The sequence below is a fragment of the Bradyrhizobium sp. Ses1 genome, from assembly GCF_059512365.1.
This window is the reverse complement of the sequence record NZ_JCAMOQ010000056.1, coordinates 44534-58832: the sequence shown is the minus strand read 5'-3', so window position 1 is coordinate 58832 and position 14299 is coordinate 44534. Positions and strand designations below refer to the sequence as shown.

Genomic DNA, 14299 nt, shown 5'->3' with positions numbered 1-14299 from the left:
TGGTCCTACCCCCGTGCTTTTTGTTGCACGGGACCCACGGGTGCAACCAGCACCCGGCTTTCCCTGCGCCCTCTGATTGATGAGAGGGTGAAACGAGACGCAAAGCTCGGGCGCAACGCACCGCGAGAACGCGAACTCACATCTCTCCCCAACTCCACCGTCATGCCCCGCGAAGGCGGGGCATCGTATCCGGCGGCCACTCGGCTCAAGCACTGCTGCCTCTGGAATACTGGATCGTCCGGTCAACCCCCGGACGATGACAGCGGAGAGCCGTTTGACATCTTGAATCAGAACTCGCGGCGACGCCGTAGAGTGGGCAAGCCTCCCGAAAGGACAGTGCTGTTAACCCTTTACTAACCATACGCTGGGCAAAAATTGCCGGGTGAAGTCGAGTGTCGTCGGTCGCGGATGACGGGAGGGGATCCCCCGTGGACGCCAGCACGGTGCCTCACTTTCGGAGCGGCGGCCGGCAAGCCGCCGCGCAGACATTTGGCGGCCGCGCCCGGCAGGCGCGGGGGGATCGGGCTACCATGGTCGACGTGACGGCGGGTCAGGGCACGGCATCCGGCGGCTTCTCCCTGGCCGACATCACCAATATCCTGAAGCGCGGCGACATCGCGCTGGCCTTCGGCATCCTCACCATTCTGGTGGTGCTGATCCTGCCGTTGCCCGCGATCGTGCTCGACCTGTTCCTGGCGATCTCGATCACGCTGTCGGTCCTGATCCTGATGACCGCGCTGTTCATCCAGGCGCCACTGGAATTCTCCTCGTTCCCGACCATCCTGTTGATCTCGACCATGCTGCGGCTGTCGCTCAACCTGGCCTCGACCCGGTTGATCCTGTCGCGCGGGCATGAGGGCACGGCAGCCGCCGGCCACGTCATCGAGGCCTTCGGCAATTTCGTGATGGGTGGCAATTTCGTGATCGGGATCATCGTGTTCGCGATCCTGGTCATCGTCAACTTCGTCGTCATCACCAAGGGTTCGGGCCGCATCGCCGAAGTCGCGGCGCGCTTCCATCTGGATTCGATGCCGGGCAAGCAGATGGCGATCGACGCCGACCTCTCCGCCGGCCTGATCGACGAGAAGGTCGCCAAGGAACGGCGCAAGGAGCTGGAGGACGAAAGCGGCTTCTTTGGCGCCATGGACGGTGCCTCGAAATTCGTCCGTGGCGACGCGATCGCCGGCCTGCTCGTGGTGTTCATCAACGTCGTCGGCGGCATCATCATCGGCGTCGCCCAGCAGGGCCTCGGCTTTGCCGAAGCCGCGCGCACCTACACGGTGCTGACCGTCGGCGACGGCCTGGTGACGCAGGTCCCGGCCCTGATCGTCTCGACCGCCGCGGGCCTCCTGGTCTCGAAGGCCGGCGTCTCCGGCGCCGCCGACAAGGCGCTGATGAAACAGCTCTCGGGCTATCCTCAGGCGCTCGGCATGTCGGCCGGCGTCATGATCGTGCTGTCGCTGCTGCCGGGCATTCCGATGATCCCGTTCCTGGCGCTCGGCTCCGGCGCCGCCGCGCTGGCCTGGACCGCGCGCAAGCAGAAGCATGCCGCCAAGGCCGTCCAGGCCGCCGCTGCGGCCGCCCCTACTGCTGCGGCAGCGGCAGCCGCAGCAGCCGCCGAGGAGCCGATCTCGAGCGCGCTCAAGATCGACGACCTCAAGATCGAGCTCGGCTATGCGCTGCTGCCGCTCGTCAACGGCCCCGACGGCACCGACCGATTGACCGAGCAGATCAAGGCGCTGCGCCGCTCGCTCGCGGTCGAGATGGGCTTCGTGATGCCGGCGGTGCGCATCCTCGACAACGTCCAGCTCGAGGCCAACACCTATGTCATCAAGATCAAGGAGGTCGATGCCGGCACGGGGCGGATCTGGCCAAACCAGTTCATGGTGATGGACCCCGGCGGCAACCAGGTCGCGATCCCCGGCATCCATACCGTCGAGCCGACGTTTGGTCTGCCTGCGACCTGGGTCGACGCCGCGCTGAAGGAAGAGGCCTCGCTGAAGGGCTACACCGTGGTCGATGCCGCCACCGTGCTGTCGACGCACCTGACCGAGCTGCTCAAGAACAACATGTCGGACCTGTTGTCCTACGGCGAGGTGCAGAAGCTGCTCAAGGAACTGCCGAAGGAACAGGGCGAGCTGATCAAGGATATCGTGCCGAGCCAGGTCACGATCTCCGGCATCCAGCGCGTGCTGCAACTGCTGCTGGCCGAGCGCGTCTCAATCCGCGACCTCTCGACCATCCTCGAAGGCATTGCCGACGCGCTCGCCTTCTCGCGCAATCCGGCGACCATGGTCGAGCATGTCCGCGCCCGCCTGGCGCGGCAGATCTGCGCGCAGAACACTTCCTACAACGGCTACCTGCCGCTGATCGCGCTGTCGGCGCGCTGGGAGCAGGCGTTCGCGGAATCGATCGTGGGCACGGGCGAGGACAGGAGCCTTGCGATGCAGCCGTCCAGATTGTCGGAATTCATGACCGCGACCCGCAACGCCTTCGAGCAGGCCGCGCGCGAAGGCGAAGCGCCGGTGCTGGTGACCTCGGCCGCGATCCGGCCCTTCGTTCGCTCGCTGGTTGAACGCTTCCGCTCGCAGACGACCGTTTTGTCGCAGGCGGAAATCCATCCGCGGGCACGCTTGAAGACCGTCGGGAGCGTGTGACCGGCCCGCAAATCAGTTGCAAAGCGACGCAGCATTTTCGTCACATGCAACTTGTTTGTAGAAAATGGCTTAATTTCAACAGCTTATCGTCGCCGCGCCCCGCTCTCGATCTAACGCATTGCAATAACTGAACAATATCCCCGCCAGCGCGGATTTCAATCGCGTCGGATCACGTCTGTTCACGGGCTTGTGATCGCCTCTACGGAACGGAATCCGCGATTCCTATGTTGGAAGGGCGCAAGGATGTTGAACCTGTCGGAAGAGGCGACCGACAAAAAGTAAGCGACAGGGAAGGCGGCAGGAGACTTCCATGAACCACTCGATCTACAGCGCGGATCGGACGACCCATCTGAAGATTGTGGTCGTTGCACTCGTAGCGGGTGTGGTTGTGGCCGGCCTTGGCATCATGGCGCGTAACAGCGTGGACGAGTACCAGACCGCGCGGGTGATGAAGGCCGGCAAGCCGGTGGCCATCACCTCATCGAACAATTCGCTCGTACGCTAGAGCAGGAGAGGAATTTACGGAATTCACGTGGTTCTTTACAGCCCCCCAAAGGCCACGTGGATATTAAGACCCCCAACTACCCCCAAGTTGACTATCGAAAACGCCCGCTCCCCACGGGCGTTTTCTTTTTATTTTGAATCAGCGGTTCCGGGCGGCACGCTCTCGATCAGCCTGCCGGAGAAGATCGGTGCCGAGGTCGGCATGCCCGTCGGCGACCCGCCCTCCGGCTCGACGGTGACTGCGTAGGTCGCATCATTGATCGTGGCGGCATCGATGGACGACAGCACCGGGCGCTCGGTGAAATCATCAGCGCCGATCACGCCGAGCGAGCGCGGCTGCGGCAGCTTGTCCGAGATCAGCCACAGCTCGAAGCTCTTGCCGGGCTCCGGCGTCGCGCCGACCCGGCGCACCGTGAAGTTCCTGGTGGCGGCATCGACGGTCAGGATGAAGGCTGGGGAGTTGCCGTCCTGCTGCAGCACGGCGACAAATTGTCCCGAGGGCGGCGGGGGCGGTGTCTTGACCTCCACAATCTCTGTGCGGGACTTCGGACGGATGGCGTCAGGCAGCGCATCGGGCCGGTAGACCTGAAGCCCCAGCACCACCAGGAGCGCAGCAGCAATCGCGCTCACCGCCGACGCCACGCCGCGCCAGCGTCTGAGCCGGCTTGTGAGCTGGACGACCCGACCGTCGTCGACGAGCGGTGCCTGCTGAACGGGCGCCTCCGCGACGACTCTCGGCTCCACCGGCGGGGGCGAAGGTGACGGGGCTTCCGGCGGCAGGGCCAAGGGCGCTTGCGGTGCGGAGGATTGCGCGATCGCGCTCTTGATGTTCTCCCACACGATCGGCCGCGGCTCGACCAGGCCCACCATCTGGTTGAGCGGGCCGAGCCTGAATTCCCAGGCCTGCACGAGGGCGGTGAACTCCTTGTCCATCGCCATCATGGTCTCGACCTGCGCGCGCTCCTCCGCATCGAGCGAGCCGAGCGCATACTCGGCGGCGAGCGCGATATGGTCCTCGTTATGAGCCATCACACGATATCGGGGCTCTCAAACCCCAAGACACTCCCTGATCTCCAGCAGGCTGCGGCGCAGCCATGTCTTCACCGTGTTCACCGGCGTCTCGAATTTGACGGCGAGCTGCTCGCGGCTCCAGCCGTTGTAATAGGCAAGCAGCACGAGCTTCTGCCGGTCCGGCTCCAGACGGCCGACGCATTCCAATAAGCGGCGCAGTTCCTCCGTCATCTCGCGTCGCGCCAGCGGATCGGGCGTCTCGGCCGCGACCTCCATCGCCGCAGGCTCTTCCTCCAGCGAGATTTCGCTCTTCTTGCGGACCAGGTCGATGGCGCGGTTGCGGGCAATGGATGCCATCCAGGTGATCGGCGACGCCAGCGCCGGGTCGAATTGTCCCGCGCTGTTCCAGATCTTGACGTAAGTATCCTGAATGACCTCCTCGGCAAGATCCTGTCGCCGCAAGATACGCAGGACGACGCCGAAGAGTTTCGCCCGCGTGGCCACGTACAATCGCTCGAAAGCGGCCTCATCCCCCTTCGCAACGGCAGCGATCAGCCAGACCAGTTCAGCCGGCGTCAGCATTCAGCATCCCCCAAATCGCGATCCCTGTTCGCCTGATGCCGGGAATTAATCCTATCCCTTCGTAGCATAGTTCGGCAGGCCGCGGTCCACCAGCCGATGGATTCGGGACCTTTCCAAAGCAAAACCCGGGCTTCGCAGCCCGGGTTCGGTTCCCACCCAACGTGGAGAGGTTCAGGATTCAGGCAACGCCGAGACGCGCCCGCATCAAGCCGATCGAGTCCATGTCGGCCTGCTCCCGGGCGCTCTCTTCAGCGCGCTCGCGGGCCTGGTCGCGCTCGTCCAGGAGCTCGACCTTCTTGAGCTCCTCGAAGGCTTCGCCGAGCTGCGCCTTGGCCTCCTCGAGCTGGATGCGCAGCTCGTCAGCAGAGCGGGTGAGGTTTTCGCGGCGCTGGATCGCAGCCTTGGCATAGGTCGGATAGGCAAAGTGAGCGGGATCGTTGATCCCGGCTCGCTCCTGCTCGACCTGGATCTCGCGTTCGAGCTCCACCGACATGCGATGGAAATCGGCGATCATGCCTTCGATCTGGGTGACCCTGCGGCGCTTCTCGTCGACCTGAAATTTCTTCAGGCGGATCAGCGTGTCACGTGACTTCATCGACTCATACTCCCCAGAAGTCCCGATTTCGAACGCGGGACAAGGCCGGCTCCCCCTGGACCCCGCCGGCGCAGCTAATGACATGCCGCGGATGATGGCCCGACAAAGTTAGCGTTCCGTTTCCAAATTCGAGAGGATTTGCGCCAGTTGCCGATAGCCGTCGGCCAAACTGACAGACTCGCCCTTACCCTGGCGCAGGAAGGCCTCCAAAGGCTCGTGCAGGCGGATTGCCTCGTCCACTTCCGGGCTGGAACCGGCCCGGTAGGCGCCGAGCCGGATCAACTCTTCCATATCAGCATATGTCGCCATCACCTGACGCGCCCTGGTGATAACGGGGAGAAATGCCGGGTCGGCCGAGCGCGGCATCGTGCGGGAGACCGATTTGAGGATGTTGATCGCAGGATAGCGCCCGCGCTCGGCGATCGAGCGCTGCATCACGATGTGACCATCGAGGATGCCGCGCACGGCATCGGCGATCGGCTCATTGTGGTCGTCACCATCGACCAGCACCGTGAAGATCGCGGTGATGGCACCGACCCCGGTCCCCGGCCCTGCCCGCTCCAGAAGCTTCGGCAGTTCGGTGAACACCGTCGGCGTATAGCCCTTGGCGGTCGGCGGCTCGCCGGCGGACAGCCCGATCTCGCGCTGCGCCATGGCAAAGCGCGTCACCGAATCCATCAGGCACAGCACCTCCTTGTCCTCATCGCGAAAATACTCCGCGATCGCGAGCGTGAGGTAAGCGGCCTGCCGCCGCATCAAGGCCGGCTCGTCGGAGGTCGCGACCACGACCACCGAGCGCGCGAGGCCCTCCTCGCCGAGGTCTTCCTGGAGGAATTCCTGCACCTCGCGGCCGCGTTCGCCGATCAGCCCGATCACCGAGATGTCGGCATCGACGTTGCGCGCCAGCATCGAGAGCAGCACCGACTTGCCGACGCCGGAGCCGGCGAAGATGCCGAGCCGCTGGCCGCGGCAGCAGGTCAGGAACGTGTTGAGCGCGCGGATGCCGAGATCGAGCGGGCCGCCGACCCGCTTGCGCGAATGCGCCGGCGGCGGCGCGTTGCGGAAGGGAACGGGAGAGGCGCCCTGCGGCAGCGGACCCTTGCCGTCGATCGGCTCGCCCATCGCGTTGACGACGCGGCCGAGCCAGGCCGCCGACGGCCGCACGAAGCCGGCGGCGTTGGCGATGACAGCACGGCAGCCACGCCTGACGCCTTCGAGACCACCGAACGGCATCACCACCGCGTTGCTGCCGGAGAAGCCGATGACCTCCGCCGGGATGAAGCGATTGCCGCCAACGTCGATCACGATGCGGGCGCCGACCGACATCGCATGGATGGGGCCGGCGATCTCAACCATGAGCCCGCGGACGCCGACCACGCGGCCATAAATATTGACGCCGTCGATGTCGCCGATCTGTTCCGCGAGCGCTTTCATTGCGAAAACCTTAAGTTTCGCCGATTTCTCCGCATCCGCTTAACTTCGTGTTTACCCGCATCATTAATCATTGCGTCACTGTCTTTGGGTGACTGAGGTCGCTTGCCTGTTCAGAAGAAGGGCGAGTCGCAAGAGTCGGTTAGTCCGGCCTCTTAAAGTGGAGCTTGAACGAGAACGGATGAGAAAAGCTGCTTCTGCGCAACATCTTAGGGCGATTCGAAAAAAATTGCACCGCGGACCTTGCGAATGGGAATCAGTTTTTGTTAACCATGTCTCGTCAGGATCCGAATCAGTTGTGCAAAGGCGTTTTGTGAGTGCCGCAAGTGCGGCCGACCTGACGCCCAGGAGCGGCGACTAAAGGGGACTGGCATGCGCGTTTTGCTGATAGAAGATGACAGCGCCGTCGCGCAGTCGATCGAATTGATGCTCAAATCCGAGAGTTTCAACGTCTATACGACGGACCTCGGAGAAGAAGGCGTCGATCTCGGCAAACTCTATGACTACGACATTATCCTTCTCGACCTGAACCTGCCCGACATGTCCGGCTACGACGTGCTGAAGCAGCTCCGGGTCTCCAAGATCAAAACCCCCATTCTGATCCTCTCCGGCCTCGCCGGCATCGAGGACAAGGTCAAGGGTCTCGGCGTCGGCGCCGACGACTACATGACCAAACCATTCCACAAGGACGAGCTGGTCGCGCGTATCCACGCCATCGTGCGCCGCTCCAAGGGCCATGCCCAGTCCGTCATCCAGACCGGCGACCTCGTGGTTAATCTCGACACCAAGACGGTGGAAGTCGGCGGCCAGCGCGTGCATCTGACCGGCAAGGAATATCAGATGCTGGAGCTGCTCTCGCTGCGCAAGGGCACCACGTTGACCAAGGAAATGTTCCTGAACCATCTCTATGGCGGCATGGACGAGCCGGAATTGAAGATCATCGACGTCTTCATCTGCAAGCTGCGCAAGAAGCTCGCCAACGCCTCCGAAGGCCGCAACTTCATCGAGACCGTGTGGGGCCGCGGCTACGTGCTGCGCGAGCCGCACGAGGCGGACGAACGCATCCCGGCCTAATCGCCCCGATCTCGCTGCTCCGACGAAAACCCCGCCGAAACGGCGGGGTTTCTGTTTTGCGCCAACCTCAAACTGGTCGGTAATATTGTTCGCCATGGCGACCCTCAACCTGGCGGGGCCAATCGAAACTTCGCAAAAGCTGTTACGATCAGCCGAACCGGGCTGATGGAGTTTGCGGCACATGTCGAACTTCGATCTGGCACTGTCGGTTGGGCTTGGCATCGGCTTGGCCGCCGCAACCGGCTTCCGGCTGTTCCTGCCGCTGCTGGCCCTGAGCGTGGCCGCCTACACCGGACACGCGAATCTGAATGAGGGCTTTGCATGGCTCGGCACACCTGCCGCGATCATCATGCTTGGCACCGCGGCGATAGCCGAGATCGCCGCGTTCTACATTCCCGGTGTGGACAACCTGCTCGATACGGTGGCGACGCCCGCTGCTGTCGTCGCGGGGACAATCGTTTCCGCCGCTGTCATGACCGACTTGCCGCCGATGGTGAAATGGACGGCGGCCATTATCGCGGGAGGCGGCGTTGCCGGCATCACGCAAGGTTTGACCGCGATACTCCGGGCAAAATCATCCGTCTTCACCGGCGGCCTTGGGAATCCGGCCGTCGCGACGGCCGAACTCGGGAGCGCCTCGCTGATGGCACTTCTGGCCCTGGCCGCGCCGCTCGCCGCGCTCGCGCTGGTCATCCTGTTTTTCTGGCTCGCATTCCGCCTGCTTCGGGGCTCGACTCGGGGATCGCATCGGCCAAACGAACCCATAAGCGGGGATTGAACCCACCATCGTCATGCGCCGACCAATCGCTCGTGCAATTCTGTTGTCGGGCGAATCGGGGGCGCGATTGCTAAGGTCAGATTTGGTTTTTGCATCGCCGCGCCAAAGGATGAAACGGCGCGTTGAATGATCCTGCAATCGCTTGCCGGGCTTCCGGCTTTCTTGGTCTATTTCTGCACGGCGCTCGTCGCCGTCATGGCCTACCTCTTCGTCTATACCCGCGTCACCGCGCACAACGAATTCGAGCTTATCCGCGAGAACAATACGGCAGCAGCGATCGCGCTGGGCCTCAGCCTGTGCGGCTTCGTGCTCCCGGTGGTCAGCGCGATCGCACACTCGGCCAATGTCATCGATTGCCTGATCTGGAGCGTGGTCGCGCTGATCGTCCAGATCATCGTCTATTTCATCGTCAAGGTCCCCGTGCCGAACCTGTCGGGACGGATCGCGGACGGCGAGCTCGCGCCCGCGATCTGGCTCGGGCTTTCCTCGCTCGCCGCCGGCGCTCTCAACGCCGCTTCGATGATCTACTGACCATGACAAGCCTTCCACCACCCAAGGAGTTCGGCACGCGGACGCCGGCCCCGGTGTCGCCACCGCCCCGTCCGCCAGCCAAACGTTCGGCCGAGATCGTCCTGATGCTGATGGGCACGCTCGCGGTCGGCGGCACCGCCTATTTGCTGATGCCGAGCGAGACCTGCGAGCGCCCGCCGAACGGCGCCGCGCCGTCGTTTTCGCAGGGCGACACCGAATGCCGGCAGCGCGGATCGTCCTCCTCCAGCCACGGCTCCAGCGGCGGCTCGCGCTACTCCAGCAGCGGCTCCTCCTCGAGCCACTCCGCCTCAGGCACACCCGACTCCGGATCGAACCATGTCAGCCGCGGCGGCTTCGGTTCGTTCGCGCACGCCTTCGGCTTTTCCGGTGGTTGAGAGAAGCGTACCCTTCGCACATCACCGTGAAATGACTGCTTTTGCTTGCCTTGGCATCGGCCGCTGTTGGAGACTGGTGCCACACCGCAAATGGCGGAAGAACGGGACTGCCGTCATGAAACGCTCGCGCCGGGTCGTCCTGAAACTGATGGGAAGCGTTGCGGTCGGCGCCGCCTCGATGGGGCTGGTACCGCGCACTGATTGCGGCCCCGGCAACACGGCCGCACCCGGCCCCGGCGGCAAACCCAGTTGCCGCGCGGTCTATGGCGGCTTCGGCGGGACGCCACGCCGCTTCAACGCCCGTGGTGACGTTGAATTCGACCCTTCGTATGGCGGAAGCTGATATCCGCATGCGGCGCATTCCTTGTTCGGAACGTGACGACTGGCCGGCGACCGCCGAGCGCGCCGGCTTCAGTTTCCACACCATAGGCGGCGAACGCTATTGGGACGAACGCGCCTATTACGCCTTCGCGCTGGACGAGATCGAGCGCGGGATCGAGGAGCCGACCGGCGAGATCGACGCGATGTGCCTCGAACTCGTCGGCCGCGCCACCGAAGATGAAAAATATCTACGCCGATTGAATATCCCGGAAGCGTTCTGGCCGCTGATTGCGGAAAGCTGGCGCCGCGACGACGGAAGCCTCTATGGCCGGCTCGATCTCAGCTTCGACGGGCGCGGACCGGCCAAGCTGCTGGAGTACAATGCCGACACGCCGACCTCGATCTTCGAGGCGGCGGTGTTCCAATGGACCTGGCTCGAGCAGGCGATCGAGCGCAACATCATCCCGAAGCGATCCGACCAATACAATTCGATCCACGAGCGGTTGATCGACGCCTGGAAGAAATTGGCATCCGGCGAGCACCTGCATCTTGCCGGCATGACCGGCAATGCCGAGGACGCCGCAACGCTGGCCTATCTGGAGGACACCGCCTCGCAGGCCGGCCTTGCGACCACGCTGCTCGATATCGAGGGCATCGGCCTTACCGAGGACGGCCGCTTTGTCGACCTCGATAACCGCGCAATCGAGCTCGCATTCAAGCTCTATCCTTGGGAATGGATGTTTCACGACACCTTCGGCACCAGGCTCGCGAGCGCGCCGACGCGCTGGATCGAGCCGCCGTGGAAGGCAATCCTGTCCAACAAAGGCATCCTGCCGCTGCTGTGGGAGATGTTTCCGAACCATCCCAATCTGCTGCCGGCCTATTTCGAGGATGATCCGAACGCGCAAACGCTCGGCAGCTCGTTCGTCCGCAAGCCGATCTATTCGCGCGAGGGCGCCAATGTCGCGCTTGTCAGCGCCGGCACCACGCTGGTCGAGCAGGAGGGGCCCTACGGCGCCGAAGGCTTCATCCGCCAGGCGCTGGCGCCGCTGCCGAATTTCGCAGGCCAATATCCGGTGATCGGGAGCTGGCTGATCGATCACACCCCATGCGGGCTATCGATCCGCGAGGACGAGAATCCGATCACGGGGAACACGTCGCGCTTTTTGCCCCACGCGATCCTTTGAGGGGCGGTCCCTGCGTCATTGCGAGCCAACGGGTCGCGCGAACGCGCGCCCGATGACAGGCTCCGCGAAGCAATCATGCCTCCGCAAGTGGTGAGATGGATTGCTTCGCTGCGCTCGCAATGACGGTCACGGGCGACGGAGTTGTAGGGTTGGGTGTCGCCGCTTAACTCTATCGCGCCGCGGAAGCGACAGCCTTGAGCCCGATCGGCGCGCCGGTGCGCGCGACCGGCGCGGTGCCCAGGCAATAGAGACCGCGGCGGTCCGGATAGGGCTTGAAGACGCTGCTGATACCAACCACGGACTCGGCCGCCCCCAGCGCCAGCACGCCGTCGGGCTCGAGCATTTTTGCAAGCCGCGCGAAGATATCCGTCTTCGTCTCCTGATCGAAATAGATCAGCACGTTTCGGCAGAAGATCACATCGAACGTGCCGAGATGGGAGAAGTCCTGCAGCAGGTTGAGCTGGCGATGCTGCACCATGGCGCGGATATCGGCATTGAGCTGCCAGAACTCGCCGATCTGGGTGAAGTATTTCACCAGGAACTGGATCGGCAGGCCGCGCTGCACCTCGAACTGGCTGAAGATGCCGGCCTTGGATTTTTCCAGGACTGCCTGCGACAGGTCGGTCGCGACGATCTCGAGCCGCCAGCCCGCGAGCGCCGCGCCCATTTCCTTCAGACACATCGCGATCGAGTAAGGCTCCTGCCCGGTGGACGATGCCGCGCACCAGATGCGCAGCGAACGCCGCGCGGCCCGCGCCTGGATCAGCGCCGGCAGCACCGCCTGCTTCAAATGGTCGAACGGAATCTTGTCGCGGAAAAAGAACGTCTCGTTGGTGGTCATAGCCTCGACCACTTCCGATGTCAGCGCCTCGGCGCCAGCGCCCTTCATCTTCTGGACCAGCTCCGGAATGCCTGATAATCCCGATTTGCGCGCAAGCGGCACCAGGCGGCTCTCGACCAGATATTGCTTGTCGGACGACAGGTCGAGGCCGGACCGCTCCTTCAGGAGCTTGCGCAGATAATCATAATCCAACGGCGTCACGAACGATCTCCCGCAAACAACCGGTTAAGCTTCGGTCCGATCTCCTTGAGCGGCAGCACGGCCGCGCATATCCCCGCATTCGCCGCCGCGCCCGGCATGCCCCACACGACACTGGTCGCCTCGTCCTGCGCAATCACGCTGCCGCCGGCGGCGACGATATCCTTGCCGCCGCGCATGCCGTCCGACCCCATGCCGGTCAGGATCACCGACATGATGCCGCCCTGCCAGACATCGATCGCGGACATGAACATGGGATCAACCGCGGGCTTGCAGAAATTCACCGGCGGTCCGTCATCGAGTGCGATCGCGATCTCGGCGCCGCGGCGCGCAACGCGCATATGGCGGCCGCCCGGCGCCAGATAGATCTGGCCGGCCTTGACGATCTCGCCGTCAACAGCCTCATGCGCCGGCCGGCGGCTGGCACGCGCGAGATGCTCGGCCAGGATCGTCGTGAAGGTCGGCGGCATGTGCTGGGTGATCAGCACCGGAAAGCGGTCGATCACCGGTCCGATCTCGGCGACCAGCGCCATCAGCGCCTGCGGACCACCGGTCGACGAGCCGATCAACAGCACCTTCGGCGCCAGCATGCCGAAGGGGCGGCGCACCAATGCCTGCTGCGAAGTCGCCGGGCGGGTCGCAGCTTCGCGCGCCTTGTCCTGCACCGGCGCCAATGCCGGGCTTGCGGCGACGGGTGTCGCGCGCCGGCGCACCTTGGCACCGAGATGGCGGATCTTCTGGATCAGGTCGTGCCGGAAGGTTTCTGCGGCGCCGGCCTCGCGCGTACTTTCCGGCTTGGGGATGTAGTCGGCCGCGCCGAGCGACAGCGCCTTCAGGCTGATCTCCGCGTTGCGACGGGTGAGCGTCGAGGCCATGATGATGACGAGATCACGCTTCTTGGCCAGCAGCTTCGGCAGCGCCGAGATGCCGTCGAGCTCCGGCATTTCGATGTCGAGCACGGCGACATCGGGATTGACGCGCTCGAGCTGGTTGACGGCGTCGAGACCGGTGCGGAATGAGGCCGTCACCTCCATGTCGGATTCCGCGCCGATCCAGCGCGAGATCATGCCGCGGATGACGACGGAGTCGTCGACCACCATCACCCGCAACGGCTCCTCCCGCGTCGAAGTCCGGGACGGGGCATTTGTCAACGCAACACTCATCAATTCACCAACGGCTCAACGGCAGGCCTTCTCCGGATCATGCTCCCATGCCGATGGCTTTCAGCCGCCGGATCGAACACGACACTCAGATCAGGCCGACCTCCTGGAACTTCGCGGTAACGATGTCCCGGTCGAACGGCTTCATGATGTATTCGTTGGCGCCGGCATGCAGCGCGCGGGCGATATGCGCGACGTCGTTCTCGGTGGTGCAGAACACCACCTTGGGCTGATCGCCGCCGGGCATCCGGCGCAGATTGCCGAGGAATTCGTAGCCATCCATCACCGGCATGTTCCAATCGAGCAACACGGCGGCGGGCATGGCGCGCTTGCAGGCTTCCAGCGCCTTCTCGCCGTCCTCGGCCTCGACAATCTGAAAATCGAGGCCTTCCAGGATGCGACGCGCGACCTTGCGAATGACGCTGGAGTCATCGACGACAAGACAGGTTCTCATGTTGGGCCTCTACTTCCTCATCCCGCGAGGGACGCTTCCGCTTCAGTTCTTCGATAGGCATGCCCGCCTATCGCGCGGAGACTAGGCCGCCTTCGCATCCGGCATCAGTTCGAGCACGCGGTCGACATCGAGGACGACCATGAGCTGGCCGTCGAGGCGATGGACGCCGCCGGCGAGCTTGGCCATCCGCGGGTCGAGGTTGACCGGATTCTCCTCGCGGCTGTCATCGGGCAGCCGCAGCACCTCGCCGATCTGGTCGATCAAGAGGCCATAGGATTCGCCGCGAAGATCGACGCCGACCGCCATCGGCGGCTTGCCGTCATCGTTCTTCGGCAGGCCGAGCCGCGCGCGCATATCGACCACCGTGACGATGCGGCCGCGCAGGTTGAGCACGCCGGCGATCTCGCTGGAAGACAGCGGCACACGCGTCAGCCGCTCCGGCATGAACACGTCCTGCACGCGTGAGATCGGCAGGCCGAACAATTGTCCGCCGATCACGGCGGTGACGTATTCGGCCATGGTGCCTTCGCTGGTGTCGGTCTTGCTGGTCATCGTTTCAATTCCTTGTGCCCGACTCAAC

16 protein-coding genes are annotated in these 14299 nt (G+C 63.9%); 8 read left to right on the top strand and 8 right to left on the bottom strand.

Annotation, left to right across the window (positions count from 1 at the left end; genetic code table 11):
* Positions 1-428: 428 nt before the first annotated feature.
* Entirely contained in the window at positions 429-2657 is a 2229-nt protein-coding gene (gene flhA, locus AC5ZG5_RS38625) for a flagellar biosynthesis protein FlhA (protein WP_456642768.1), read from the top strand.
* 310 nt (positions 2658-2967) lie between these two features.
* On the top strand, positions 2968-3162 hold the full coding sequence (locus AC5ZG5_RS38620; RefSeq protein WP_028162105.1) for a hypothetical protein: 195 nt from the start codon (positions 2968-2970) through the stop codon (positions 3160-3162).
* A 128-nt stretch (positions 3163-3290) separates the two neighbouring features.
* On the opposite strand, the gene AC5ZG5_RS38615 is transcribed toward AC5ZG5_RS38620, so the two are convergent.
* The 4 genes from AC5ZG5_RS38615 to fliI all read right to left on the bottom strand — a co-directional run bounded on the left by AC5ZG5_RS38615 (position 3291) and on the right by fliI (position 6783).
* Positions 3291-4190, bottom strand: a complete 900-nt coding sequence (locus tag AC5ZG5_RS38615; protein WP_456642769.1) for an anti-sigma factor — start codon at positions 4188-4190, stop codon at positions 3291-3293.
* Between the two features lie 18 nt (positions 4191-4208).
* On the bottom strand, positions 4209-4754 hold the full coding sequence (locus tag AC5ZG5_RS38610) for a sigma-70 family RNA polymerase sigma factor (protein ID WP_456642770.1): 546 nt from the start codon (positions 4752-4754) through the stop codon (positions 4209-4211).
* 178 nt (positions 4755-4932) lie between these two features.
* Positions 4933-5349, bottom strand: coding sequence for a flagellar export protein FliJ (gene fliJ / locus AC5ZG5_RS38605; RefSeq protein ID WP_028162102.1), 417 nt, complete (start codon positions 5347-5349; stop codon positions 4933-4935).
* Positions 5350-5457: 108 nt separating this feature from the next.
* A complete protein-coding gene (fliI, locus tag AC5ZG5_RS38600) occupies positions 5458-6783 on the bottom strand; it encodes a flagellar protein export ATPase FliI (protein WP_208828832.1) in 1326 nt (441 codons plus the stop codon).
* Between the two features lie 369 nt (positions 6784-7152).
* On the opposite strand from fliI, the gene ctrA reads away from it, so the two are divergent.
* The 6 genes from ctrA to AC5ZG5_RS38570 all read left to right on the top strand — a co-directional run bounded on the left by ctrA (position 7153) and on the right by AC5ZG5_RS38570 (position 11066).
* Entirely contained in the window at positions 7153-7854 is a 702-nt protein-coding gene (gene ctrA, locus AC5ZG5_RS38595) for a response regulator transcription factor CtrA (RefSeq protein WP_016848562.1), read from the top strand.
* Positions 7855-8035: 181 nt separating this feature from the next.
* Positions 8036-8632 (top strand): DUF4126 domain-containing protein, encoded by a 597-nt coding sequence (locus AC5ZG5_RS38590; protein WP_130228849.1) that lies wholly within the window; start codon positions 8036-8038, stop codon positions 8630-8632.
* Positions 8633-8758: 126 nt separating this feature from the next.
* On the top strand, positions 8759-9163 hold the full coding sequence (locus tag AC5ZG5_RS38585; protein ID WP_456642771.1) for a DUF350 domain-containing protein: 405 nt from the start codon (positions 8759-8761) through the stop codon (positions 9161-9163).
* A gap of 2 nt (positions 9164-9165) precedes the next feature.
* Entirely contained in the window at positions 9166-9558 is a 393-nt protein-coding gene (locus AC5ZG5_RS38580) for a hypothetical protein (RefSeq protein ID WP_456642772.1), read from the top strand.
* A 115-nt stretch (positions 9559-9673) separates the two neighbouring features.
* Positions 9674-9901 carry a hypothetical protein gene (locus AC5ZG5_RS38575; protein ID WP_130228846.1) on the top strand — a complete coding sequence of 76 codons (228 nt, stop codon included), beginning with the start codon at positions 9674-9676 and terminating at the stop codon, positions 9899-9901.
* Positions 9902-9908: 7 nt separating this feature from the next.
* A complete protein-coding gene (locus AC5ZG5_RS38570; protein ID WP_456642773.1) occupies positions 9909-11066 on the top strand; it encodes a glutathionylspermidine synthase family protein in 1158 nt (385 codons plus the stop codon).
* A gap of 169 nt (positions 11067-11235) precedes the next feature.
* Here AC5ZG5_RS38570 and AC5ZG5_RS38565 read toward each other — a convergent pair whose 3' ends face one another.
* The 4 genes from AC5ZG5_RS38565 to AC5ZG5_RS38550 all read right to left on the bottom strand — a co-directional run bounded on the left by AC5ZG5_RS38565 (position 11236) and on the right by AC5ZG5_RS38550 (position 14271).
* Positions 11236-12108 carry a CheR family methyltransferase gene (locus AC5ZG5_RS38565; protein WP_028165521.1) on the bottom strand — a complete coding sequence of 291 codons (873 nt, stop codon included), beginning with the start codon at positions 12106-12108 and terminating at the stop codon, positions 11236-11238.
* Complete coding sequence (locus tag AC5ZG5_RS38560; RefSeq protein WP_130228843.1) at positions 12105-13268, bottom strand: protein-glutamate methylesterase/protein-glutamine glutaminase; 1164 nt, start codon at positions 13266-13268, stop codon at positions 12105-12107. The genes AC5ZG5_RS38565 and AC5ZG5_RS38560 overlap by 4 nt, the downstream gene beginning before the upstream one ends.
* Positions 13269-13353: 85 nt before the next feature.
* Positions 13354-13719 (bottom strand): response regulator, encoded by a 366-nt coding sequence (locus AC5ZG5_RS38555; RefSeq protein WP_028165519.1) that lies wholly within the window; start codon positions 13717-13719, stop codon positions 13354-13356.
* An 81-nt stretch (positions 13720-13800) separates the two neighbouring features.
* A complete protein-coding gene (locus AC5ZG5_RS38550) occupies positions 13801-14271 on the bottom strand; it encodes a chemotaxis protein CheW (RefSeq protein ID WP_130228842.1) in 471 nt (156 codons plus the stop codon).
* Positions 14272-14299 lie beyond the last annotated feature (28 nt).